At 69.8% G+C, this 23572-nt stretch carries 21 protein-coding genes and 1 pseudogene; 8 read left to right on the forward strand and 14 right to left on the reverse strand.

What is annotated here, in order from left to right:
* Window positions 1-6 precede the first annotated feature (6 nt).
* Complete coding sequence (locus AMYNI_RS43820; protein ID WP_211225461.1) at window positions 7-1464, forward strand: pyruvate, phosphate dikinase; 1458 nt, start codon at window positions 7-9, stop codon at window positions 1462-1464.
* A complete protein-coding gene (locus AMYNI_RS0106615) occupies window positions 1461-2045 on the forward strand; it encodes a helix-turn-helix domain-containing protein (RefSeq protein WP_020667201.1) in 585 nt (194 codons plus the stop codon). Before AMYNI_RS43820 ends, AMYNI_RS0106615 begins: the two co-directional genes overlap by 4 nt.
* A gap of 178 nt (window positions 2046-2223) precedes the next feature.
* Here the strand turns inward: AMYNI_RS0106615 and AMYNI_RS47960 are convergent.
* A pseudogene (locus AMYNI_RS47960) lies at window positions 2224-2514 on the reverse strand (helix-turn-helix domain-containing protein); the annotation flags it as partial.
* A 264-nt stretch (window positions 2515-2778) separates the two neighbouring features.
* Here AMYNI_RS47960 and AMYNI_RS0106620 point away from each other — a divergent pair.
* A complete protein-coding gene (locus AMYNI_RS0106620; RefSeq protein WP_020667202.1) occupies window positions 2779-3180 on the forward strand; it encodes a YciI family protein in 402 nt (133 codons plus the stop codon).
* A gap of 13 nt (window positions 3181-3193) precedes the next feature.
* A complete protein-coding gene (locus tag AMYNI_RS0106625; RefSeq protein ID WP_020667203.1) occupies window positions 3194-4426 on the forward strand; it encodes an RNA polymerase sigma factor in 1233 nt (410 codons plus the stop codon).
* A 120-nt stretch (window positions 4427-4546) separates the two neighbouring features.
* Here AMYNI_RS0106625 and AMYNI_RS48855 read toward each other — a convergent pair whose 3' ends face one another.
* From AMYNI_RS48855 to AMYNI_RS0106645, 6 genes are all read right to left on the reverse strand, one after another.
* Window positions 4547-4840: an immunity protein TriTu family protein gene (locus tag AMYNI_RS48855; RefSeq protein ID WP_157357271.1), complete on the reverse strand. Its 294-nt coding sequence runs from the start codon at window positions 4838-4840 to the stop codon at window positions 4547-4549.
* The gene (locus AMYNI_RS48860) at window positions 4794-5663 is read right to left on the reverse strand and encodes a hypothetical protein (RefSeq protein WP_157357272.1); all 870 of its coding nucleotides are present in this window, start codon (window positions 5661-5663) and stop codon (window positions 4794-4796) included. The genes AMYNI_RS48855 and AMYNI_RS48860 overlap by 47 nt, the downstream gene beginning before the upstream one ends.
* 102 nt (window positions 5664-5765) lie before the next feature.
* On the reverse strand, window positions 5766-6566 hold the full coding sequence (locus tag AMYNI_RS47075) for an alpha/beta fold hydrolase (protein ID WP_020667204.1): 801 nt from the start codon (window positions 6564-6566) through the stop codon (window positions 5766-5768).
* Window positions 6563-7657, reverse strand: coding sequence for an IS701 family transposase (locus AMYNI_RS50005; RefSeq protein ID WP_084628308.1), 1095 nt, complete (start codon window positions 7655-7657; stop codon window positions 6563-6565). The genes AMYNI_RS47075 and AMYNI_RS50005 overlap by 4 nt, the downstream gene beginning before the upstream one ends.
* Before the next feature lie 494 nt (window positions 7658-8151).
* Window positions 8152-9435, reverse strand: coding sequence for an RNA polymerase sigma factor (locus AMYNI_RS0106640; protein ID WP_020667206.1), 1284 nt, complete (start codon window positions 9433-9435; stop codon window positions 8152-8154).
* A gap of 12 nt (window positions 9436-9447) precedes the next feature.
* Window positions 9448-9873 (reverse strand): YciI family protein, encoded by a 426-nt coding sequence (locus AMYNI_RS0106645; RefSeq protein WP_020667207.1) that lies wholly within the window; start codon window positions 9871-9873, stop codon window positions 9448-9450.
* A gap of 177 nt (window positions 9874-10050) precedes the next feature.
* Between AMYNI_RS0106645 and AMYNI_RS0106650 the strand changes: the two genes are divergently transcribed.
* A complete protein-coding gene (locus AMYNI_RS0106650) occupies window positions 10051-10833 on the forward strand; it encodes an NAD(P)H-dependent oxidoreductase (protein WP_020667208.1) in 783 nt (260 codons plus the stop codon).
* A 23-nt stretch (window positions 10834-10856) separates the two neighbouring features.
* Complete coding sequence (locus AMYNI_RS0106655) at window positions 10857-11843, forward strand: GlxA family transcriptional regulator (RefSeq protein ID WP_020667209.1); 987 nt, start codon at window positions 10857-10859, stop codon at window positions 11841-11843.
* Window positions 11844-11879: 36 nt separating this feature from the next.
* On the opposite strand, the gene AMYNI_RS0106660 is transcribed toward AMYNI_RS0106655, so the two are convergent.
* The 5 genes from AMYNI_RS0106660 to AMYNI_RS0106680 form a co-directional block, all read right to left on the reverse strand.
* Window positions 11880-13532, reverse strand: a complete 1653-nt coding sequence (locus AMYNI_RS0106660) for a dipeptide ABC transporter ATP-binding protein (protein ID WP_020667210.1) — start codon at window positions 13530-13532, stop codon at window positions 11880-11882.
* 13 nt (window positions 13533-13545) lie between these two features.
* Window positions 13546-15252, reverse strand: a complete 1707-nt coding sequence (locus tag AMYNI_RS0106665; RefSeq protein ID WP_342667752.1) for an ABC transporter substrate-binding protein — start codon at window positions 15250-15252, stop codon at window positions 13546-13548.
* 41 nt (window positions 15253-15293) lie between these two features.
* Window positions 15294-16292, reverse strand: coding sequence for an ABC transporter permease (locus AMYNI_RS0106670; RefSeq protein WP_020667212.1), 999 nt, complete (start codon window positions 16290-16292; stop codon window positions 15294-15296).
* Complete coding sequence (locus AMYNI_RS0106675; protein WP_020667213.1) at window positions 16289-17218, reverse strand: ABC transporter permease; 930 nt, start codon at window positions 17216-17218, stop codon at window positions 16289-16291. Before AMYNI_RS0106675 ends, AMYNI_RS0106670 begins: the two co-directional genes overlap by 4 nt.
* Before the next feature lie 315 nt (window positions 17219-17533).
* The gene (locus AMYNI_RS0106680) at window positions 17534-20326 is read right to left on the reverse strand and encodes an AfsR/SARP family transcriptional regulator (protein ID WP_020667214.1); all 2793 of its coding nucleotides are present in this window, start codon (window positions 20324-20326) and stop codon (window positions 17534-17536) included.
* 387 nt (window positions 20327-20713) lie between these two features.
* Here AMYNI_RS0106680 and AMYNI_RS0106685 point away from each other — a divergent pair, with 387 nt between their 5' ends.
* Both AMYNI_RS0106685 and AMYNI_RS0106690 read left to right on the forward strand, forming a co-directional pair.
* A complete protein-coding gene (locus tag AMYNI_RS0106685) occupies window positions 20714-21244 on the forward strand; it encodes a hypothetical protein (protein ID WP_020667215.1) in 531 nt (176 codons plus the stop codon).
* 187 nt (window positions 21245-21431) lie between these two features.
* The gene (locus AMYNI_RS0106690; protein ID WP_020667216.1) at window positions 21432-22121 is read left to right on the forward strand and encodes a GNAT family N-acetyltransferase; all 690 of its coding nucleotides are present in this window, start codon (window positions 21432-21434) and stop codon (window positions 22119-22121) included.
* A 23-nt stretch (window positions 22122-22144) separates the two neighbouring features.
* Here AMYNI_RS0106690 and AMYNI_RS0106695 read toward each other — a convergent pair whose 3' ends face one another.
* Entirely contained in the window at window positions 22145-22429 is a 285-nt protein-coding gene (locus AMYNI_RS0106695; RefSeq protein WP_026360119.1) for a MoaD/ThiS family protein, read from the reverse strand.
* A 9-nt stretch (window positions 22430-22438) separates the two neighbouring features.
* A complete protein-coding gene (locus AMYNI_RS0106700) occupies window positions 22439-23521 on the reverse strand; it encodes a WD40/YVTN/BNR-like repeat-containing protein (protein ID WP_020667218.1) in 1083 nt (360 codons plus the stop codon).
* Between the last annotated feature and the right edge of the window lie 51 nt (window positions 23522-23572).

Consider the following 23572-nt stretch of genomic DNA (forward strand, 5'->3'; position numbering starts at 1 on the left):
GGCCGAGTGTCCACAGCAGAACCCATGGTGGTGCGGCTGGACCGCGCGCCGGAGGCCGACCGGGAGCTGCTCGGCGGCAAGGGCGCCAGCCTGGTCCGGATGGCCGGGCTCGGTATCCCGGTGCCGCCCGCGTTCACCCTCACCACCGCCGCCTGCCGCCGTTACCAGGCCGAGGGGCTTTCCGAAGCGCTATGGGCCGAGGTGTCCGACGCGCTCGGCGCACTGGAAGAGCAGACCGGGCAGCGATTCGGCGGCGTCCCGCCGCTGCTGGTCTCGGTCCGCTCCGGAGCGCCGGTGAGCATGCCCGGCATGATGGACACCCTGCTCAACGTCGGACTGACCAGGCCCGCGCTGGACCGGCTCGGGCACGACCGGCCGCACGACCTGGCCGCCGGGATCCGCGAGTCCTTCGCCGAGGCGCCGTTCACCGTGCTCACCGCCGAAGACGAAGCCGGCGCCCGCGAAGAGGCACTGGCGCAGCTGCGCTGGGCGATCGCGCGGATCTTCGACTCCTGGCACAACCGCCGCGCCGGGGCGTACCGGCGGGCCAACGGCATCCCGGACGATCTGGGCACCGCGGTGACCGTGCAGGCCATGGTGTTCGGCAACCGGGACGACCGCTCCGGCACCGGCGTCTACATCACCCGCGACCCGATGACCGGGGCGAACGAGCCCTACGGCGAGTGGCTGCCGCGGGCGCAGGGCGAAAGCCTGGTGTCCGGCGAGCACAGCCCGCTGCGGCTCGGCGCGTTGCGGGAGGAGCAGCCGGACGCGCACCGGGAGCTGCTGGCCGCCGGGCGGCGCCTGGAGAACCTGGAACGGCATCCGGTGGAGATCGAGTTCACCGTCGAGTCCGGTGTGCTGTACCTGCTGCAGTCGCGCCGGTCCACCCGCACCCCGGTCGCCGCCGTGCGGTGGGCGGTCGACCTGGTGGACGAGGGCCTGCTGGAGGTCGCCGATGCGGTGGAGCGGGTCGACGACGAGACGCTGCGCAAGGTGACCGAGACCGGCGGCTCGGCCGAGGCAGGCGGGCGGGTGCTCGCGCGGGGCACCGGGGTGGTGCCCGGCCGGTGCTCCGGGCTGGTGGTGACCGACGCGGACGAGGCCGACCAGCTGGCCGACGAAGGACAGCAGGTGATCCTCGCGCGCCCGAGCACCAGCCCGCACGACATCCACGGCTTCCTCGCCGCGGCCGGCGTGATCACCGAACGCGGCGGCGGCACGTCGCACGCCGCGGTGGTGGCCAGGCAGATCGGCCTGCCGTGCGTGGTCGGCTGCGGCGACGGGGCGGTCGCCGCAGTGTCCGGCCGGATGGTCACCGTCGACGGCACGCACGGCGTGATCTACGAGGGCGTGCAGGCCGAAACAGCTGACGACCCGTCGGCGCCCTTACCCGAGTTGGCCCGGTTGCTGGCGTGGAAGTCCGCCGGCGACCGTTCATCCACGATCAGGAGTGAGTCATGACCAGGACCGAAGTACTGCGCAGCCTGCGGCTCAAAGGCCGGGCCGGCACCGCGGACATCGCCGAGGCCGCCGGCGTGGCGGAAGCGGACGCGCAGGAGATCCTCGAGCAGAGCGCGGAAAAGGGCATGGCGAACCACCGCACCGGCCGCCGCGGCGGCTGGATGCTGACCCAGCAGGGACGCGACGAGGTCGCCACCCTACTCGCCGAGGAACGCTCCACATTGGACACCTCCGGCGCGGCCAGCCACTACGACGGCGAGTTCCTCAAGCTGAACAAGGAGTTCAAGGAGCTGTGCACCCGCTGGCAGCTCGCCGGCGGTGACGCCGCGGCCGCCGCCGACGTGCAGGCCGATTTCGCCGCCATCCACGACCGCAACAGCGAACTGCTGACCGCGCTCACCGAGTCGATCCCACGCTTCGACCGCTACCGCCCCCGCTTCGACGCCGCCTTCACCCGCTTCCGCGACGGCGAAACCGCCGCACTGGTACAGCCGCTTTCCGGCTCGTACCACGATGTCTGGATCGAACTCCACGAAGACCTGCTCCTCCTGCTGGACCGCGCCCGCGAAGAAGACGACTGATATCGCACCGCGGACCTTGCGGGCACGTCCCTAGCGGTCGTTCCGGCGAGCTACGAAGTGTCACAGTCGCGCTAAGAGTTGTCCCGTAAGTGATCTTCGGGTCGCTTGGGACGCAGTCGCGCACTGCGTGGCTTGCCCGCTCATCCGGTGAGGGCGAGGTTGTGTAGACGGGCGATACCGCGCATAGCGTGGTGTTGCCGACGGCTGTCTTGGCTCCGGACTCCTCCCGCGCCTTGCAGTCGTTGCGGTTGCCGGGCATAGGCTGGCCGACCAACACGACGAGCCGGGTGTCGGCGTCGATGACGACCTGGTGGTTCGAGACGCCGAACAGCGGGGCCAGCTGGCGAAGCGTCAGGTTTGTACGCCAATAGGTGGTGACCAGCAGCACACGGTCTTCCAGCGGCAGGCTCCAAGGCCGACCTTGGCGCACCTGGTCCACGCCGTCTCGTCGTAGCGCGGTGATCAGCTTGCGGGGCGTGTTCGTGCCCCGGTGGCGTCCCGGCCCGTGCAAGAACCCTGAGTGCCACGCGTACGAGGCGGAAGAGGCCGAGTCGGAGCCCGTCCTCACGACGGAAAGCGGACCGGCGGTCGACAGGGCCAAGTAGCGGGACTCCGGACGCTCTTCCCGCGAGCATGGAAAACTTCCGCGAGCGTGTAGAGAAGCGCGGGCCGGCTCCGACATCCCCGGTGAGAGCCGCCCACCAAGGACGGCCCGAGCCGAAGGAGCGGACTCATGAAGTACCTGGTGATGGTGCAGGGCACGCAGGCGGAATACGAGGCCCAGGCGAGCAAGCCCGCCGCCGGTCTCCCAGCCTGGAGCGACAAGGATATGCAGGCGATGTTCCAGCACATGGGGGCGATCAACAACGACCTCGCCGAGACAGGCGAGTTCATCGATGCCCAGGGGCTGGCCGAGCCTGCCAGGACCCGCCTCGTCAGCGCCGGCGCGGACGGCAAGCCCGTGATCACCGACGGGCCGTACGGCGAGACCAAGGAAGTGATCGCCGGTTACTGGCTCCTGGAGTGCGAGAGCCTGGATCGGGTCACGGAGATCGCCGCGCGGGTCGCCCAGTGCCCCGTTCCCGAGGGCGCGAACAGGTACCCCGTCGTCATCCGGCCGCTCGGCGAAGTGTGAGCAGGGGAGACATTTGAGACGTACGAGCGAGGTCGAGGACCTGCTGCGCCCGCACGCGCCGCAGGTCCTCGGCGCGCTCGTACGCCGGTACGGGCACTTCGACGCCGCCGAGGACGCCGTACAGGAGGCGCTACTGGCAGCGGCGGGGCAGTGGCCCGAGTCGGGGGTTCCGGACAATCCGCAGGGCTGGCTGATCAGGGTCGCCTCGCGGCGGCTCACGGACGCCCTGCGCAGTGATCAGGCGCGGCGGCTGCGTGAGGAGAAGGCAGCGGCGCTCACACCGCGCGACGCCTTCACCGCGCCGCCGCCCGGGCCCGATCGTGCGCCCTCCGAGGACGACACGCTGACGCTGCTCTTCCTCTGCTGCCACCCGGATCTGCCCCCGCCCGCCCAGATCGCGCTGACGCTGCGGGCCGTCGGCGGTCTGACGACGGCCGAGATCGCCCGCGCGCATCTGGTGCCGGAGGCGACGATGGCCCAGCGGATCAGCCGGGCCAAGCAGCGGGTGAAGGGCACGCGTTTCGGCCGCCCCGATCACTGGGAGGAGCGGCTGCCCGCTGTCCTCCACACGCTCTACCTGATCTTCAACGAGGGCTACACGGCCACCTCCGGAGCCTCCCTCCAGCGGGCCGAACTCGCGGGCGAGGCCATCCGGCTGGCCCGTACGGTGCACCGCCTGCTGCCCGGCGACTGTGAGGTCACCGGCCTGCTCGCCCTGATGCTCCTCACCGACGCCCGCCGCGCCGCGCGGGCCGGGGCGGGCGGCGAACTGATCCTCCTCGACGAGCAGGACCGCGGGCTGTGGGACAAGGCGGCGATCGAGGAGGGCGTGGCCCTGGTGACCTGGGCTCTGTCCCAACGCCGGCCCGGCCCATACCAGTTGAGGGCCGCGATCGCCGCCGTCCACGACGAGGCGGACTCGCCCGACAGCACCGACTGGCCCGAGATCCTCGGCCTCTACGACGTCCTCGTCCACCTTGTCCCCAGCCCTGTCGAACGCCTCAACCGCGCCGTAGCCATCGCCATGGTCCACGGACCGAAGGCTGGTCTGGCCGAACTGGACGCGCTCGTACCGGAGTTGACCACAGGCCACCGCCTGGACTCGGTCCGCGCCCACCTCCTGGAACGCGCCAGCGACCCCGAGGCCGCCCGAGCCGCCTACGAGTCAGCCGCCGCCAAGACCCTGAGTCTCCCCGAACAGCGCTACCTCCGGGCCCGTGCGGCCCGCCTCGGCGACATCACTTAGCGTGTCGCTCATGCCCGAGCTGATGCACATCACCGAACGCTCTCTCAACACCGGGTTCGCACTGTGCGAGGGGCCGAGCACGCGCGGACCGCTCCTGCCACGGCGATTGCGGGACAACTCTTAGCCAAAGAAATCCGCCACTTCGTTCAATAGTACAACTAACTCCTGGCGAGTTTTGACAGTCGCCGAACGAATGATACTTCGTTCGCCATCAAGTGAGCCCACATCGATCTCACATTCGCCCGTTTCCCACAGTATCAACTGACCCATGGCATCAGGACTATCAAATTCAACCCAGCCCGCCTGCTTTGCATTTTCTTGAGGAGATGCACGAAAGGACACCCCTAGATGCCCGGCGCCCCCCGCCTCATGCTCTAGAACCCAAGACCGCATTGTATCGATCATGTCGTTCATTTCTCAGAGCGTACCCGGAGGCCGCTGACGGGGACAGATTCGCCTGGCGGCCTTCCCAACTTCGCGTACCGTTGCCCGGCAGCACTCGCCACAGAGGGAATCTACCGCCAACCAACTCCGCAGGTGACATCCATCTTCCGACCCTGACCAGACCTTCGCCCGCACCTTCCGCAGCGGGTGCGACCGCCCGACCCGAGCCGCCGACAATCTTGCCCAGCCGGGCGAGTATGCCACCAGCTGCAGCTGCGGTAGCAAGCCCGTTGTAAGCACCAGTGAGCGCGCTGCTGACGTTCTCGGTGTTAGCGCACTCATCGAAATTGTCCACACAGTACGTCGCCGCTATCTGCTTTACTCCCCCGACGTCGCCGGGATTTTCAAGCAGATGCACGTACGCCTCACGACAGCCAGTCAATCCGAAGCAAACGTCTGACGCTCCTTGCTGTTCACCTGCCTTCAGGTTCCAGAATTCTTCGCCCGTCGCAGCTTCTTGGCCGCGAAGATGCCAGTACTTCAGCAAGTCGCCCGTGTCGTTGGTCTTTGGCGAGTGGTCACCTACCCACTGCTGCCGACCTTCATACTCGGCCTCATTGGCCAACATGGCCGACGACTTCTTCATCTCGCCTTTGGTAGGACTGTAGACGCTGCCAGTATCCTTCAGATACTGATCATATTGCTGACAGTCGTCGGCGCTGCCACACGGTTTGTGTCCGTCGATTTCGACGCGAGTTATAGGGTTTCCACCGGTGAAGGCATAGCGATTTCCGGTCCATGGATCGGCGGCCAGTCCGAGATCATTGAGGGCACCGTTATAACTATCCCGCATGAGGAACGTGTTGCACTCTGGCCTGTAGTTTCGGAATCCGACCCGCCAACGACACCGGCCCGACGCTGCACGCGATCAGCCGTCCGCTCGGCTGAAAGACGTTCAGTGGGTGTCGGCAGGATACGGCGGCGCGAAGCGCCTCGATGGGGGGCGGTGGCCGGGTGACGGGTGGGCCGATCGGCGGGCCAGCGTCGTGACGGCCCGCACCTGGTCGGCCAGCAGGCGTTGTTCCTCGTCGCGGTCGGCCGGGCGGCGAAAGATCCGCGGTGGGGCGGCGCCGAGCAGGGCGGCGGTGCGCTCGGCGAGCTCCACCGGATGGATCGGATCGTCCAGCCAGCCGGCCACCGCGCAGCGGCCGCGAAGGGCGGCCAACGCGTCGTGGTCGAGCACGGGCAGTTCGCCGGGCAGTTCGCGCAGCGCTTTCGCGACGGCCGTGGCGTCGAAGGCGTGGAAGCGGGCCGCGAGCTCGTCGTGGTGCTCGGGGCGCCATCGGTCGGCCGGCGGCAGCGCGGACATCACCTGCCAGGCGTAGCCGAGCCCGCGCTCGTCGATCATCCTGCCGAGCTTCCGCAGCCGCTTGAGATTGACCGGGAACGGCGTGTCCAGCCAGGCCGGTGCCACCAGCAGCAACCCGGCCACCCGATCCGGCGCCAGCGCGGTCATGGTGAGCGCGGTGGCGGCACCCATGCTGATGCCGGCCACCACCGCGGTCTCAACACCCAGCTGGTCCAGCTGCCGCAGCGCGTCCTCGGCGAACGCGCGGAAATCCAGCGCGCACTCCCCCGCCCTGCCACCGTGGTACGGCGCGTCGGGCACCACCACCCGGCCCGGCAGCAGGGCCGCGGCGCCGCTCCAGTCGTAGGAGCAACCGCCGAGGCCGTGCAGCAACAGGGTCGCGGTCACCTGACCTCGCGCTTCAGCTCGGCCGGCGCCTGCTTGGCCAGCACGATCGCGGTCTGCACGACCATCGCCAGCGTCATGTGCCGATGCCAGCCGCGCCAGCTCCGCACCTCGTACCGGTCCAGCTTGATCTCCGAGCGCATGTTCCGCCATCGGGCGTCCATCCGGCGCAGCTCGGAGATGAGCTGGCTCAGCTCGCCGTTCGACGCGAGCCGCCGGTTTCCCGCGCAGTAGTAGGCCGAATGCGCCGGGTCACGACCGACCGGCGGCCGGGCCGCGTACTGCTCCACCAGCCGTGGCCTGCCCTTGGGGCCGCCGCGCGGGTACCGCTCGGTCAGCGCGTCCGCGCCCAGCCGCGGGTCGTCGGGCTCCATCCCGCTGAGCCCTTCGAACTCACCGGTGGTCAGCGACATCAGATACGGGATGCCCTTGGCCTGCAGGTTGCGCCGGAGGGTGACCTTGTCCGAGCACAGCAAGGAGAACAGTGCCCACTGCGGTTCGAGGCCGGCCTCCACCGCGCGGTTGATCATGCCGGCCGCGATCTGCGACTTGGTGCGGTAACCGAGATCGGACGGGATGGACGCCTTCCGCCGCCGATCCGCGTCCGAAAGCCAGCTCGACGGCAGATACGGCACCGCGTCGATGAGCACCAGCGCACCACCCGGCGCCGCGTAGAACATCAGCATCGCGAGCTGGCAGTTCTCCAGGCGGCGGTTGTCCACGCTGAACTGCCGCTCCACGGCGACCGCGTCGGAGCCCTTCTTCACGAAGGTCACCTCGGTCACGTACAGCCCGCCGCTGGCCAGTCCGAAGTGGCGCTTGACCACGTCGAGCAGGTTCGCCCGCACCTCGGCCTCGTCCCACTGCGCCATGGTGAGCAACCGCTGCGCGCCGTCCGCGCGCCGCTCGTTCGCGTAAGACGCGATGTTCCGCCGCCCGCTGCCCCCTTGCACACCGTCGTCAGCCCTGCCGACGAGCCCGCACATGTAGTTCCAGGCCCGCTGCCGTGGCTCCGCCCGCGTAAAATTCGGCGAGATAAGTTCGTGCAGTTTTTTTAGCCAATATTCTACTTCCGAATATTCAACGACTGTCATTTACAATACCCCAGCGCATTGTTTATCTTCTTGGAACCGAGAAGCAATGTGACATGTCGACCACCCAGTGGGGTCAACTTAGAACCTTCCTGGCTAGTACGCAAGCGTTACGGGCAGATCACCCGTACGCACCAATAGTCGCCACCTGAATGCATCAGTAAGCGATCGATCGAACGCTCTTGGTAACAGGTTCCTGTTGTAACCCTGTCCAGTCAGGGGGCCGCACTGCGCCGTCAGCCTGATCGAGGGACGACACACCAGGTCCTTGAGTTGCCTGAACCGGACGGCCGCACCAATTGTGAGCTGCGATTTTTCCTGTCTCAAGCAAAATTTTGACGAACACCCTGCGACGCCACCGCGAGGTCGTTACAGTGATCATCAAGCCAAGCTGAACGGAGGTACGGGAACCACTTACCGGCGCTACTCGCCCGGCAGCACCGGGCGGCAAAGCACTGTCCACACTGGACTGACCGAGGCCGCCTTTTGTGCCGGAATCAGCCCGGAACGCAGGCTTTGACGCGTTCGAGTAGCAACTCGCGCTCGCGGGCGTTGCGGGTGAGCCCGGCCGCGCGTTCGAACTCCTTGGCGGCTTCATCCATTCGGCCGAGTTTGAAGAGCAGGTCGCCGCGCACGCTGGGCAGCAGGTGGTAGTTCTTCAGCGAGGCCGCCGCCGGCCCTTCGGTCAGGGCGTCCACCAGCTCCAGGCCGGCTTCGGGACCGAAGCCCATCGCCACCGCCACCGCCCGGTTCAGCTCGACGACGGGCGAAGGGTTCAGCTTCGCGAGCACGTCGTAAAGCCCCACGATGCGGCCCCAGTCCGTCTCCTCCGCGGTGCGCGCCCTGGCATGACAGGCCGCCAACGCCGCCTGCAGCGCATACGGGCCGTGCGCCCCGCCGAGCGCTTCGGCGCGTTCGAGCGCGGCGAGGCCGCGGCGGATGAGCAGCTGGTCCCAGCGGCCGCGGTCCTGGTCGAGCAGCAGAATCGGCTCCCCGGACGGGCCCGTCCTGGCCTTGGTCCTGGACGCCTGGATCTCCATCAGCGCGACCAGCCCGTGCACTTCCGGGTCGTCCGGCATCAGCCCGGCGACGATGCGGCCGAGCCGGAGCGCGTCCTCGCACAGCGCCGGGCGCATCCAGTCGTCACCGGCGGTCGCCGAATAGCCCTCGTTGAACACCAGGTAAATGACCTCGAGCACGGAGGACAGCCTGGCCGCGCGCTCGTCCCCGCGGGGAACCTCGAACGGCACCCCGGCCTTGGCCAGCGTCCGCTTGGCGCGCACGATGCGCTGCGCGACGGTCGGCTCCGGCACCAGGAAGGCCCTGGCGATCTCGTCGGTGGTCAGGCCGCCGAGCACCCGTAACGTGAGCGCGACCCGCGCTTCGGTGGACAACACCGGGTGGCAGGACGTGAACACCAGCCGCAGCAGGTCGTCACCGATGTCGTCGTCGAGGGTCGCATCCAGGTCCTCTTCGAACCCTTCACCCGCCCCGGCCACCTCGTGCCCGAGCTCCACGATCTTGCGTTCGAGCCGCTGGTTCCGCCGGATGGTGTCGATCGCGCGACGTTTCGCGGTGGTCATCAGCCAGGCGCCGGGGTTGTTCGGCACGCCCGATTCCGGCCACTGTTCCAGCGCGGCCACCAGCGCGTCCTGGGCCAGCTCCTCGGCCAGGCCGACGTCACGCACCATCCGCGCCAGCCCGGCGATCAGCCTCGGCGCTTCGATCCGCCATACCGCGTCGATCGCGCGGTATGCGTCGGAATTCGGCTCAGCCGTCACAGTAACCTCGGGCTACTGCTTCTCGGCGATCTGCTCGCGCAGCTTGTCATCCGCCTCGCGCAGCTCCGGGGTGTACTCGTCACCGAAGTCCGCCGCCTCGAACACCTGGCGGATCTCGATCTCGGACTCCTCGCCGTCCTCGCTCGGGCAGCGCCGGACCCAGTCGATCGCCTCGTCGAGCGAGTCCACCTCGATCATCCAGAACCCGGCGATCAGCTCCTTCGACTCGGCGAACGGCCCGTCGACCACGGTGGTCTGCTTACCGGAGAACTTGACCTTGGCGCCCTTCGAGCTCGGGTGCAGGCCCGCGCCGTCGACCATCACGCCGGCTTCGACCAGTTCGGCGTTGTACTTCCCCATCGCCTCGAGCTGCTCGGTGCTCGGCATGGCGCCACCCTCGGTGTCGCCGGTCGCCTTGATCAGGATCATGAAGCGCATTCCGTCTCCCCATTCCGGTTTCCGGCGCTGAGCGTACGTGGACCGGACGGGCCGTGTCCGGAATGACCGGTCGTTGTGGCCCGAATCTTTCACATACTGGCCTCCAGGCCACTGGCCGTAGAGGGGCGCTCGGTTCCATTCTCGAACCCGTACGGCAGAAAGATGGAGGTTCCTCGAATGAACGTGCTGTGGTTGTTCGCTCACCCGGAGTCCTCTTCGCTCAACGGGGCGCTGTGCGAAGAGGGGATCCGCACGCTGGAAGCGGCCGGGCACGACTACCGGATATCCGATCTCTACGCCATGAAATGGAAGGCCACGGTGGACCGGGACGACTTCGCCGGCGAGCCCGGCGGGCGGCTGGGGTTGTCCGGAGTGGCCGGGGCGTCCAAAGAGGCATACCGGTCCGGCACCTTGAGCCCGGACATCCTTGCGGAGCAAGAAAAACTCGACTGGGCGGACGCGGTGGTCGTGCAGTTCCCGCTGTGGTGGTACGGCATGCCGGCCATCCTCAAAGGATGGTTCGACCGGGTCTTCGTCAAGGGATACGCCTACGGGGTGACCGATCCGCGGCAGCCCGGCCGCACCCTCCGCTACGGCGAAGGGAAACTGGCCGGCAAACGTGCCCTCGTCCTGGTGAGCAGCGGCAGCCCCGAAGCCGCCCTCGGCCCGCGCGGCATCAACGGCCAGCTGGACCAGGTGCTCTTCCCGCTGCTGCACGGGACGCTCTGGTACGCGGGCATGTCGGTGCTGCCGCCGGTCGCGGTCTACGGCGCCGACCGGGTCAGCCCGGAGCAGTACGAAGCGGCCGCCGCGCTGGTGCGGGACCGGGTCGGCGCGCTATGGCAGACCGATCCCCTGCCGTTCCGCACGCAGAACGGCGGGGACTACGACGACGAGCTGGTACTCGAACCCGGGCTGGCCAGTGACGCCACCGGCCTCGGCGTGCATCTGGCCGGATAGCGCAGGTGTGCAAGGATCGAGCCATGAGCGCGTTCGTGCATCCCGGCCGGCACCCGGTGGCCGTCCTGGTCCGCCACGGGCTGCTGCCGATGGAGCTGGGCATCGTGCACCGCCTGTTCGGCCAGGCGGTCACGACCGGCGGCGAGCCGCTGTACGAGGTCCTGACCTGCACCCCCGACCCGGGCGAGATCCGCACCGACGCCGACTTCACGATCATGGTCGGGCACGGCCCGGAGATACTGGCCCAGGCCGCGACCGTGGTCGTGCCCGCCTCCGATGAGGACTATCGGCCGCAGGACGGGCGGCTGGCGGACCCGATGGCCGAAGCGCTCGGCCTGGTGCGGCCCGGCACCAGGATCGCGTCGATCTGCACCGGCTCCTTCGTGCTGGCCGCCGCCGGCCTGCTCGCCGGGCGGCGGGCCACCACTCATTGGCGGTCCGCGGCCGAGTTCCGGCGGCTGCATCCGGAGGTGCACCTCGACCCGGACGTGCTCTACACCGACGACCGCGACGTGCTCACCGCGGCCGGCGTCGCCTCGGGCATCGACCTGTGCCTGCACATGATCCGGTGCGACCACGGCGCGGCGGTGGCCAACGAGGTCGCCCGCGGCACCGTGGTCCCGCCGCACCGCGAGGGCGGGCAGGCCCAGTTCATCCGGCGGCCGGTGCCCGAGCCGCGGTCGTCCTCCACCGGCACCGCCCGCGCCTGGGCGCTCGAACACCTCCACCGCCCGCTCGGCCTGCGCGAACTGGCCGCCAAGGAGTCGATGAGCGTGCGGACCTTCACCCGCCGCTTCCGCGACGAGGTCGGCATCTCACCGCTGCAGTGGCTCACCCAGCAGCGCGTCGAGCGTGCCAGGCAACTGCTCGAAGAGTCCGACCTGCCGGTGGACCGGATCGCCGAGGACGCCGGTTTCGGCACCGCCGCCTCGCTGCGCCAGCACCTCCAGGCCGCGCTCGGGGTCTCCCCCAGCGCCTACCGGAACACCTTCGCCGGTCCACGGTCGTGAGTGGAAAGTGTTGCCCGCAACCGGGCCGAACGTTTTTCACACACGACCCCAGCCGGCCCGCCACAGCGCACGGCGGCGGCGCTGCACCACCGGGTCGGCCACCGGCGCGGCCGCGAGCAGCCGCCGCGTGTCCGGGTGCGCCGGAGCGCCGAGCACGGTCCGGACCGGGCCCTGCTCGACCACCCGGCCGTCCCGCATGATCGCCACCCGATCGGCCAGCTGCTCCAGCAGCGCCAGGTTGTGGCTGATGAACAGGCAGGCGAAACCCAGCTCGGCCTGCAACGTGCGGAACAGCTCCAGGATCTTCGCCTGCACGGTGACGTCGAGCGCGCTGGTCGGCTCGTCCGCGATCAGCAGCACCGGGTCCAGCGCGATCGCCCTGGCGATCCCGGCCCGCTGACGCTGACCGCCGGAGACCTCGTGCGGGTACCGGTGGTGCAGCGCGGCGGGCAGCCGCACCGCGTCCAGCAGTCCGGCGACCCGGCGGTCCAGCTCGGCCCCGGCCGCCCGCCGGTGCAGCCGGAGCGGTTCGGCCACGCTGGCGGCCAGCGTCGCGCGCGGGTTGAGCGAAGAGACCGGGTCCTGGAACACCGTGCCGATCCGGCCGAGGAGGTTCTTGCGCTCGGCACCGCGCAGCGCGGCGACCTCGGCACCGGCCACCCGGACCGCCCCGGCCTCCGGCCGCAGCAGCCCGGTGATCGCGGCGGCCACCGTGCTCTTGCCCGAACCCGACTCGCCGGCGAGCCCGAGCACCTCACCGGCGTCCACCCGCAGGCTCACCTCGTGCACCGCCCGCGCCGCGCGCGAACGCAGCCTGCCGCGATAGGTCACCGACAGCCCGGCCACGGACAGGACCGGTTCCTCCTCGGTTTCCGGCCGCTCCGGCCGTCGCGGGGAGCTGCCCAACGAAGCCACCGAACCGAGCAGCCGTTTCGTGTGCTCCGCGCGCGGCGAAGCGAAAACGGCTTCGGCGTCACCCTGCTCCACCACCCGGCCTTCGTGCATCACCACCACCCGGTCCGCGATATCCGCGACCACGCCCATGTCGTGCGTGATCAGCAGTACTGCCAGCCCGAGCCGGTCGCGCAGCGCACGCAGCAGTTCCAGGATCTCCGCCTGCGCGGTGACGTCGAGCGCGCTGGTCGGCTCGTCCGCGATCAGCAGCGCGGGGTCGTTCGCCACCGCCATCGCGATCACCACCCGCTGCGCCTGCCCACCGGACAGCTCGTGCGGGTAGGCGTGGAACCGCCGCTCCGGCTCGGGTAACCCGACCAGGCGCAGCAGTTCGACCGCGCGCCGGCGCGCCCGCGCGGCCGGGCCGCCGCGATGCGCGCGCACCGCCTCCGCCACCTGCCCGCCCACGGTGAACACCGGGTTCAGCGCGCTCGACGGCTCCTGGAACACCATGCCGACCCGGCCGCCGCGGACCGCGCGCAGCCCGGCAGCGCTGAGGGTGAACAGGTCGGTGCCGTTCAGCAGCGCCGAACCGGTGACGCGCGCGTTTTCCGGCAGCAGGCCGAGCAGCGACATCGCGGTGGCGGTTTTGCCGGCACCGGACTCGCCGACCACCGCCAGCACCTCGCCGGCCGCGAGCGAGTAGCTCACCTCGCACGCGGCCGGCGTAGGGGTGCCGCGGACGAGGAAGTCCACCGACACGTCCCGCACCGACAGCACGGGCTCGGACGTCATGGAGCGGTACCACTCATGGGGCGATGCCCACCTGGAAATAACTCGGGTACGCGGGGAACTCGCCGACGAAGAACCCGGCCACCTTCGAGCCGCGCAGGAACGAGTTGCGCGCGTAGACCAGCGGCACCACCGGCGACTCCGCCATGATCCGCTGGTCCAGCGCGGCCCATTTCCGCCCGGCCTCGGCCGGGTCGGCGACGCTCTGCGCCTCCTCGATCAACCGGTCGGTCTCCGGGTCGGCGTACCGGCTCAGGTTGTGCCGCCCGCCGCCGACCTCCGAAGACCCGAACAACGGCTGGATACTGGTGTTGGCGCTGGGAAAGTCGGCCTGCCAGAGATCCAGGGTCAGGTCGAACTTCGCCTCCGCGCCGGTGGTGTCCGCCTTGAGCGCGGCGCTGTCCAGGGTCCGCACGGTGCTCTGAATACCTGCCCTGGCCAGCCCGGCCTGCACGGCCTGCGCCTTCTCCGGGAAGTTGCCGCTGGTGCCCACCACGAAGTCGAGCCCGGTCAGCCCGTTCGGGTAGCCCGCCTCGGCCAGCAGCCGCTTGGCCAGTTCCGGGTCACCGGACGGCGGCGCCGGGTAGAGGTCGAACGCCTCGCGGCCGGGCAGCCCCGGCACGATCAGCGTGCTCGCCGGGTCGCCGGCGAGACGGGCGTTGCCGGCGCTGGCCACCTGGAAGGCGCTCTTGTCCACCGCGTACTGGAAAGCCTTGCGCACCTTGGGATCGGCCAGCGGGCCGCGGCGGGTGTTCAGCGCCAGATAGGCCAGTGCACCGGACGGCGAGGTGACCAGCCGCTGCTGCGCGGCAGGGTTTCCCTGCAGCTGGGCCAGCTGCGCCGGGCTCACCAGTGAGAAACCGACGGCACGCTGGTCCTCCCCGGCGTCCGCGACGAGCCGCTGCGCGACGGTCCCGGTGTCCTGGCCGAGCTGGAACACGATCTCGTCCGGCAGCGCCGCCCGCACCGAGTCGGTTTTCTTGTCCCAGAACGGGTTCCGGCTCAGTGTGATACCGACTCCCTTCTGGTAGGCGGAAACCTGATATGGCCCGGACGCGATCGGACGCTCGCTGTAGGCTGGCTCGGTGCCCTTTCCCTTGGGCACCGGGGAGAACGCGGGCGTACTCACCACCCAGGGCCAGTCGTTGTACGGGCGGTTCAGCCGGAACACGATGGTCTTCTCGTCCGGGGTCTGCACCGAGTCAAGGCCCTTGCCCTCGAACGGGCCCTGGTAGCCGTCCGCGCCGGCCAGCAAGGTCTTGTGGTAGTTCAGCCCGCCGGCGAACGCGGGTGCGAACGACCGCTCGATCCCGTATTTCAGGTCGGCCGCGGTGATCGGCGTACCGTCGGCGAACTTCAGCCCGTCCTTGAGCGTGTACGTCCAGGTTCTGCCGTTCTCGGTGGGCCTGCCGGTGTCGGTGGCCAGGTCCGGGACCGCCTTGGTCGGCTGGCCCTGCCGGACGTCCCAGGAGGTCAGCCGCCGGTGCACCAGTGAGAACACCGCGACCCCGTGGCTCTGGCTCTTGGCAGGGTCGAAGGGCTGCGTGGCGGTGTCGGTGAGAATGGTGACCCGGCCACCGGCGGTGGCGGCGCCCGGCTGTTCCTGCGGCGCTGTGCCGGTGGCGCAGCCGGCGAGCATGACCGCGCCCGCCAGCACGGCGGTGGCCCCCATCGATCGGGTGCGGGTGTCCCGCAAGATTCTGAGGAACCGTCTTCTCTGCACTGCCTTCTCCTTTGCGTCGGTTCGAACATGGGTGCCGCACGTCAGGTCAGGCGGGCGCGCGGGTCGAGCGCGCCGTAACACAGGTCGACGAGCAGGTTGGCCGAGACGACCAGCAGCGCCGCGAACAAGGTGCAGCCCAGCAGCACCGGCAGGTCCTGCTGCTGCACCGCGTCGATCAGCAGCCCGCCGAGGCCGGGCATGCCGAACACCCGCTCGGTGATCACCACTCCGCCCAGCAGTCCGCCGAGGTCAGTGCCGAACCGGGTGAGCACCGGCAGCGAAACGTTGCGCAGCGCGTGCTTGCCGATCACCTTGCGCTCCGGCAGGCCCTTCGCCCGCGCGGTGCGGATGTAGTCCTCTCCCAGCGTTTCCAGCAGCTGCGACCTGGTGAGCCTGGCGTAGAAGCCGGCGTACACGAAGGTCAGCACCAGCCACGGCAGGATCAGGTGCGCCGCCCATTCCGCCGGGTTCCGCGCGAACGGCACGTACCCGCCGACCGGAAGAACGCCAAGGGTGAAACCGAAGAGCAGGATGGCGAGCAGACCGGCCAGGAAGATCGGGGTGGACATCCCGGCCACCGCGCCGATCGTGGTCAGCCGGTCCCACGGACCGCCCCGGCGCAGCGCGGCGAACACCCCGGCCGTGACACCGGCGACCAGCCAGCACACCGCGGCGCCCAGCACGAGCGAGAAGGTGACCGGCAGCCGCTGCCCGATCAGCTCGATCACCTCGGCGTTCTGCTGGAACGAGTAGCCGAAGCACGGCGCCGGGCACTGGATCGCGGTGACCCCGGTGCCGAAGCTGCGCCCGGCCACCAACCCGCCGAGGAAGTCCAGGAACTGCCGCCACCACGGCTGGTCGAAACCCATGAACGCCTTGGCAGCGGCCAGGTTCTCCGGGGTGCACGGGCGGCCGCAGGCCAACTGCGCCGGGTCCGACGGCACCAGGTAGAACACCACGTAGGTGCAGAAGGTGAGCACCAGCAGCACGGCGGCGAGGCCGGCCAGCCGCAGGCCGAGAAACCGCAGGATCCGCGTCATCGGCCCACCCCGGCCTTCGGGTCCAGCGCGTCCCGCAGCCCGTCCCCGAGCACGTTGAACGCCAAGGCAGCCAGGAACAGCACGAGCCCGGGGAAGATCAGGAACATCGGGTCACCGCGCACCCAGCCGATCGCGTCCCCGATGGTGCGGCCGAGGCTCGGCGCGGGCGGCGGGATGCCCACCCCGAGAAAGGAGAGCGCGGCTTCCAGCGCGATCATCCCCGGCACCGAGATGGTGGCCACCACCAGGATCGGCGCCCACAGGCCGGGCAGCAGCTCGAACCGGAAGACGTGCCACGGGCCGGCCCCGAACGCACGGGCCGCGGCGACGAAGTCCCGTCTTTTCAGGGTGAGCGTCTGCGCGCGCACGATCCGCGCCACCGACGGCCAGCCGAAGAACCCGATCACCAGTACCAGCAGCAGCGGCCGCGGCACGCTCGCCGGCACCACGGCACCGAGCGCGATCATGAACACCAGGTGCGGAAAACTCAGCAGCACATCGGCGATCCAGGTGACCACCCGGTCGAACCAGCCGCCGAGATAGCCGGCACCGGCCCCGAGCAGCACGCCCAGCAGCACCGAGACGACGATGGCGGCCAGCGCGAGCAACAACGACGTGCGCATGCCGTACACCACGATGGCGAACAGGTCGCGTCCGGTCAGCGGCTCGACACCCATCCAGTGCGCGCCGCCGACCCCGCCGAGCGGCCCGGCGGGCAGGCCGGTCTCCGGATCGAGCGCGGAAAGCCGGTAGGAATAGGGATCCTGGCCTTCGATGGCGGTGAGCAGGTCCGCGGTGAGCGCGACGAGCCCGAGCAGCAGGACCGTGCCCGCGCCGGCGGCGGCCGCCTTGTCGGTGCGCAGCATGCGGCGGACCGCGGCCGGTACCGAGCCGGCCCGCCCGCCGGTGTCAACCGGGTCGGACACTGTTCGCCCTGCGGGCCGGTCGCCGATGCGGCATTCTTGTCCAGGATCTGGAAGACGATCCTGTCGAAAAAACGGACGAGGGCACAGCGAGCACCGGCATTTCAACCTCCCCAGGACGTTCTTAGCACTCCTCGCGGTGCCGGCGGCCGGAATCCGCGGATCGGGTTGAAAGATATTGCGGAACTCGCCGCCACACGTCCAACTAGAACGGATCTACCTGCGGATTCAAGGTTTTCCCAAGGCGGCTAGGGCAAAGTCAGTAGTGCGGCGGCCTGGTAGGGGAGGTCCAGAGGGGGACGGGCCGCCGCGCTAACTTCAGATGCCTGCACCAGGGGGGTCGGGCTGCTGATCAAGGGTGCTCAGCAGATCCCGCAACCGCCGCTGCGGCTCCTGGGTCCGGTGCTGGGTCTGATAGAGGTCGAGCGCCTGCCCCCATGCCTGCCTGGCCTGTTCGACATGGCCCAGCGCGACCTGCGTTTCGCCGAGATGGGTCAGCACGATGGCCTGTCCGACGATGTTGCCCGCCTCCCGGAACAGCACCAGCGCGTCACCGAGATAGCCCAGCGCCTCGGCGTGCTCACCGGTGTGGTGCGCGATGTGCCCCAGGCTGTCCAGGGTCGCCGCCTCCGCCTGCCCGTTCGGATGTTCCCGGTTCAGCTCGAGCGCGCGTTCGCAGTATCTTCGCGCGCTCTGGTAGTTCCCGAGCTGGGCGTCGTGCCAGCCCATCGCGTTGAGCAGGTCCGCCTCGGCCGACGGGTCACCGAGATCCTGGAACAGCCGCAGCGCGCGGTTGATGTGCCGCGCCCGCAGCTCCTCGTCGCCCTGGTGCGCCCATGCGACCGCGAGATAGCGGTGCGCGGTGGCCTGTGCGCGGACGTTCCCGATCTGCTCGGCCAGTGCGAGCGACCGCCGCAGATGCTCGAGTGCTTCGACGGGCCGGCCCGCCCGCTGGCAGGCACTGCCGAGATACCGATGCGCCAGCGCGCACACCACCGGGTCCCCGATCCGCTCGGCGGCTTCGAGCCCGGCCTGCCACATCGTCAGATCATCGAGCCGGTGCCCGCGCCACAGGTGGAAGGTGGACATCACCCAGGCCAGCTGCCACACCTTGGCGTGCCAGCCGTGCTCGGCGGCCAGCTGCTGCTGGGCGAGCAAGCAGCCGTGTTCGGTGTCGAACCAGACCCGCGCGGCCGCCCGCTCGGTCAGCGGGAACGGCGCGCAGCCGGGCGCCGGGCGGGCCAGCTCGATCGGCTGGGCGTGCGGGTTCATCAGCCGCTCCCCCGCGTAGGCGGTGTGCAGGTAGTAGTCCACCACCCTGGCCAGCGCGGCCTCCTGCTCCGCTTCGGACTCGATCTCACGGCCGATGTTCTTCGCGTGCTCGCGCAGCAGATCGTGGAACTGGTACCGGCCGGACACCGGCTCCTGGAGCAGGTGCACGTCGACCAGGTCCTGCAACAGGTCTTCGGCCACGTACACGTCGACGTCGGCGAGGGCGGCCGCCGCGCAGGGGTCGATGTCCGGCCCTCGATGCAGGCCGAGCAGCCGGAACAGGCGCTGCTGCCCGGCGGACAGATGCTTGTAGGACAGGGTGAACGCGGCGGCGACGCTGCGGTCTCCGGCGGCCAGCTCGGCCAGCCGCCGCTGGCCCTTGCGCAATCGGTCGGCCAGCCGCCGCACCGTCCAGGACGGGCGGGTGCGCAGCCGGCTGGCCGCGATCCGGATCGCCAGCGGCAGCCGCCCGCAGAGCTCCACGGCCTCCGCCACCACCCCGGGTTCCGCGTCCGCGCGCTCGGCGCCGACGATCCCGGTGAACAGCGCCACGGCGTCCACACTGGACAGCACGTCCAGCGAGACGACGCAGGAAGCCTCCAGGTCTACCAGCCGCCGTCGGCTGGTGATCAGCGTCAGGCAGTTCGCCGTACCCGGCAGCAGCGCACGCACCTGCGCCGCGTCCGCCACGTTGTCCAGCACGACCAGAGCCGCGCGGTCGGCGAGTTTCGCCCGCCACAGCGCCGATCGTGCCTCCAACTCGTCCGGGATCTGGCTGTCGGGCACACCGATCGCGTCCAGCAGGGTGCCCAGCGCGGCCAGCGGGTCGGTGGGGCGCTGCTCGTCGGCCTGCCCGTGCAGGGTGATGAACAGCTGCGCGTCGGGGTAGCGGCCGGCCAGCAGGCGGGCCGCGTGCACGGCCAGCGTGGTCTTGCCGACCCCGGCCATCCCGTCGATGGACACCGTCATCGCCGAACCACCCGTCCCCGCGGCGACCGCGGCAAGCAACCGATCCACCTCGGCTCCCCGGCCGGTGAAGTCGCCGATGTCGCCGGGAAGATCGTTCCGCCCGGTCGGCCCCCTGGTCGCCGGCGTGGCCAGATCTTCGTCCCCGCGCAGGATCCGCTGATGCAGCCCGGTGAGCTCCGGCCCCGGGTCGATGCCGAGCTCTCCGGCGAGCCGTCGCCGGGTGGATCGGAAGACCTCCAGCGCGTCGGCCTGCCGCCCGCAGCGGTACAGCGCGAGCATCAGCTGCCCGGCGAGGCGTTCGTCCAGCGGGTGCGCTTCGGCGCTGGCCGACAACCCGGACAGCAAGTCGGTGTGCCGGCCGAATTTGAGTTCGAGGTCGTTGCGGTCCAGCTCGGCGGCCAGCCGTTCCCGTTCCAGGGTGCCGCGGACCCCGCTCAGCCACGGGCTGTCCAGGCCGGCGAAGGCCTCGCCGCGCCACAGCCGGAGCGCCTGCCCGAACAGGTCGAGCGCGCGGTGCTCGTCCCCGCCGTCCCTGGCTTGGGCGACCAGCCGGTGAAACCGGTGCAGATCCACCGCTTCCGGCTCGATGACGAGCACGTATCCGCCGGAACGGCGGATGATTCCCACTCCTTCGGCGGATTCCAGAACCTGCCGCAGCCGGGAAAGGTAGCTGTACAACGTGCCACGGGCACGATGCGGCAGCCGGTCACCCCAGATCCGTTCGAGCAGTTGATCAGCCGAGACCGGCTTGTTGGCCTCGATCAGTAGCGACACCAGCACACAGCGTTGACGTGCGTGGCCGAGGTCCATCGGCCGGTCACCCACCCGTGCCTCGATGTCGCCTAGTACGCGGAACTCGACAGCCGTCACGGCTTCCTCGTGGGTACAGGGGTCACTTGCCCTGATTAGTGTATTCCACCAGCGGATTCAAGGTTCGTCCAAGGTTTGCCCACGATTGGGCGTGCAGCATGGTCGCGCGGGCGTCCGGCCGCAGGGGGGCCGGGCCGGGCACCCACTCTGGAATGTCGATCTTGCGGCAGACTCCGGTTCCACGGCGGACCGTTCGCCCGCCCGGCCTCTCACCACGACGTCAAAGCCGGCGACCAAGGGGGGAACAGGCAGGCCGGAACGAATTCGGCTCCGACGTCGTCCAACGAACCACTAAGCGGCTTCACCTAGATGCCGCGTACCGATGGGCTTTGGGGCCCCGTCGGAATTCAGTACCACACCACGACCTGTGAAAGCGAAGGCAAACAAATGCAAAACCAGATTGAGTTGACCCTTGCCATCGTCGCCAGTGAGACCGGTGACGTACTGCACCAGTTCATCGACGCTCCGCGCGACGTGGAACAACAGGACCCGGAGGCGAAGGTGCACCTCGGCGGTCCCGATTCCGAGGTCATCGCCAGGGCGGGGCTCACCGCACTTTACGAGCCCGCGGTCGGCGAGCACGACAAGCCAGCGGATCTGTGCGCGGACTGCGAGATGTGGGTCCCGTACTGCGCTCACTGCGGCACCGTGCTGCTGCGCCCGGACGCCAACCCGGAAGCGCCGTACCCGTACCCGCCCAACGCGATCGGCACCAACCTCCAGGAAGTGTGGTGCAAGCAGCACCCGCGCCCGGACCGGCGCCGCCCGCACGCGGCCGTCTACCGGATTCTCAACTTCAAGACCAAGCGCGTCATGGAACCGGGCCCCGCACTCGCCGCTGAACGCGCCAAGGATCACGCGGTGGCGTCGTGCACTTACCCGGACTGCCAGGCACCCATGCCGTCCGCTGCTCGATAATCCGGCACGCACGCATGAATGAACTGAAAAGGACGCCTTCAGTGCTCGTTTCGCTGCCCATTTGGCTGCTCGTTTCGCGCACCGAAGGCGTCCTTTGCTTTTAGCCTGCCGTTTCCGCATTCGCCGGTGAACACGAACGTGCGGCCCTGAGCCCGGGACCATCGGCGCCGCGTGTTCTGCTTGACCGGTGACCGAACCGACACCGGCGCTGCCCTGGCTGATCCGGACCTGGCAGGCGGGCTGGGGCGTGGCCAGGGGGCTCGCCCCAGCCGAAGAGGCACGGGGCGCACTGCACGTCCTGCACGGGCGGCCGTGGCGGCAACTCGAGCTGATCGCCCTGCACGCCGATGACGATCCGGAATCCCTGCGGAGGCTCGCGCTGGAGGTGGCCGGCGCGACGGAACCCAACTGGCTGACCGTGCCGACCAACCGGACCGGCGACGCCAGGCCGATCCTGGCGGGCGCCGGCCTGGAACTGTTCGAGGACACCGAATGGTTCATGAGCACCGACCTCCGGGCACACCCCGTGCACCACCCGCCCGAGCCCTACACCAGCCGCACCACCGTCGACGGCCCGATCATCGAGACGGAGCTGTGGCACCCGTCCGGCACGCGGGCGGCACGCGGCACCATGGTCATGACCGGCCCCGGGAACACCGCCGCCGTCGCACACGACATCGAGACAGCGCCCGGACACCGTCGCCGCGGCCTGGCGAGCGCGCTCATGAGCATGCTCGCCCGCGAGGCCGTAGCGCAGGGCTCGGTCACGGGCCTGCTCGTCGCCAGTCCCGAGGGACAGCGGCTGTACTCGGCGCTGGGCTGGCAGGAACGCGCGACCGTGCTCGTGTCCAGGACCCGCGACGAGAGCAGCACCTGACCCGGCTGGACCGACACCGACGGCTAACCGCCGGCGACCGAAGGAAGGACCTGGATCTCACCTCCCGGGGGCACCGGGGTGTCGACGCCGGCCAGGCGGCGGCATTCCTCACCGTCGAGGTAGAAGTTGACGTACCGGCGCAGGCCGCCGCGTTCGTCCCGCAAGCGCCGCTCCAGCAACGGATAGCGCGCGGACAGCTCGTCCAGCACGGCACCGAGGGTGGCCGGCTCGCCGACCTCCACCGCCACCCGCCCATTACCATCCACAATGGACCGCAAGGTGCCCGGAACCAGCACCACGACCCGCATCGCCACCACCTACACCACGGCCGCGCGGACGGTGAGCACGTCCGGCAGGTGCGCGGCGACCCGCTGCCAGCTGTCACCCTCGTCCGCGCTCGCGAAGACCTCGCCGGAGCGCGAACCGAAGTACACCCCGGCCGGGTCGCCGTCGTCCACGCACAGCGCGTCGCGCATCACCGCGGACCAGAATCCGTCCTGCGGCAGGCCTTCGGTCAGCGCTTCCCAGGTTTCACCGGCGTCGCTGCTGCGGTAGACCCGGCACCGGCCGTCCGGCGGGAAGCGCAGGCTGTCCGCGGTGATCGGGAAGTTGTAGATCACCTCCGGCCGGGTCGGGTGCACGGCCATCGCGAAGCCGAAGTCGGTGGGCAGCCCGTCCGCGATGGACTTCCAGCTGTCCCCGCCGTTGTCGCTGCGATAGACCCCGTGGTGGTTCTGCAGGAACATCCGGTCCGGCGCGGCCGGGTGCCGGGCGATCTTGTGCACGCACTGGCCGAACTCGGGATACGGGTCGGGCAGGAAGTACGCCTTGATCCCGTCGTTGGCCGCCGACCAGGAACCGCCGCCGTCCGCCGTCTGGTAGACACCGCCGGTGGACATCGCCACCGTCACCCGCCGCGGGTCGGCCGGATGCGGCAGCACCGTATGCACCGCCTGGCCGCCGAAACCGGCTTCCCAGCGTTCCCGGTGCGGATGGTTCCATAGCCCCTCGACGAACTGGTAGCTGCGGCCGCCGTCGGTGGAGCGGAACAAGGCGGAGGGCTCGACCCCCGCGTAGACCACCTCGGGCTGGTCCGCGGGGCCCGGCGTCAGCTGCCAGACCCGCTCCAGTGCGGTGTCGGTGCTCTCCGGAAAGGCCACCGGCGCCTGTTCGGGCTCCTGCCAGCTCTCGCCGAGATCGTCGCTGACCGCCACGCTCGGTCCGAAGTGCTCACTGGTCGACCCGGCCAGCAGCCGCGGCTTCGGCCCCCTGGTGTCGATGGCGACCGCGTATACCCCCGTCATCGGCTGGTGCGGACCGGTGAACTCCCAGGTCGAGCGGTCTTCACTGGTCGCGAGCCATAGCCCTTTCCTGGTGCCGATCGCCAGTAGAACCGTCATCTTCCGCCTCCTCGATTGTGATGGAGAGCACGCTACGCCGGGGGCCCGACA

This window comes from Amycolatopsis nigrescens CSC17Ta-90, assembly GCF_000384315.1.
Classification (GTDB): Bacteria; Actinomycetota; Actinomycetes; order Mycobacteriales; family Pseudonocardiaceae; genus Amycolatopsis; species Amycolatopsis nigrescens.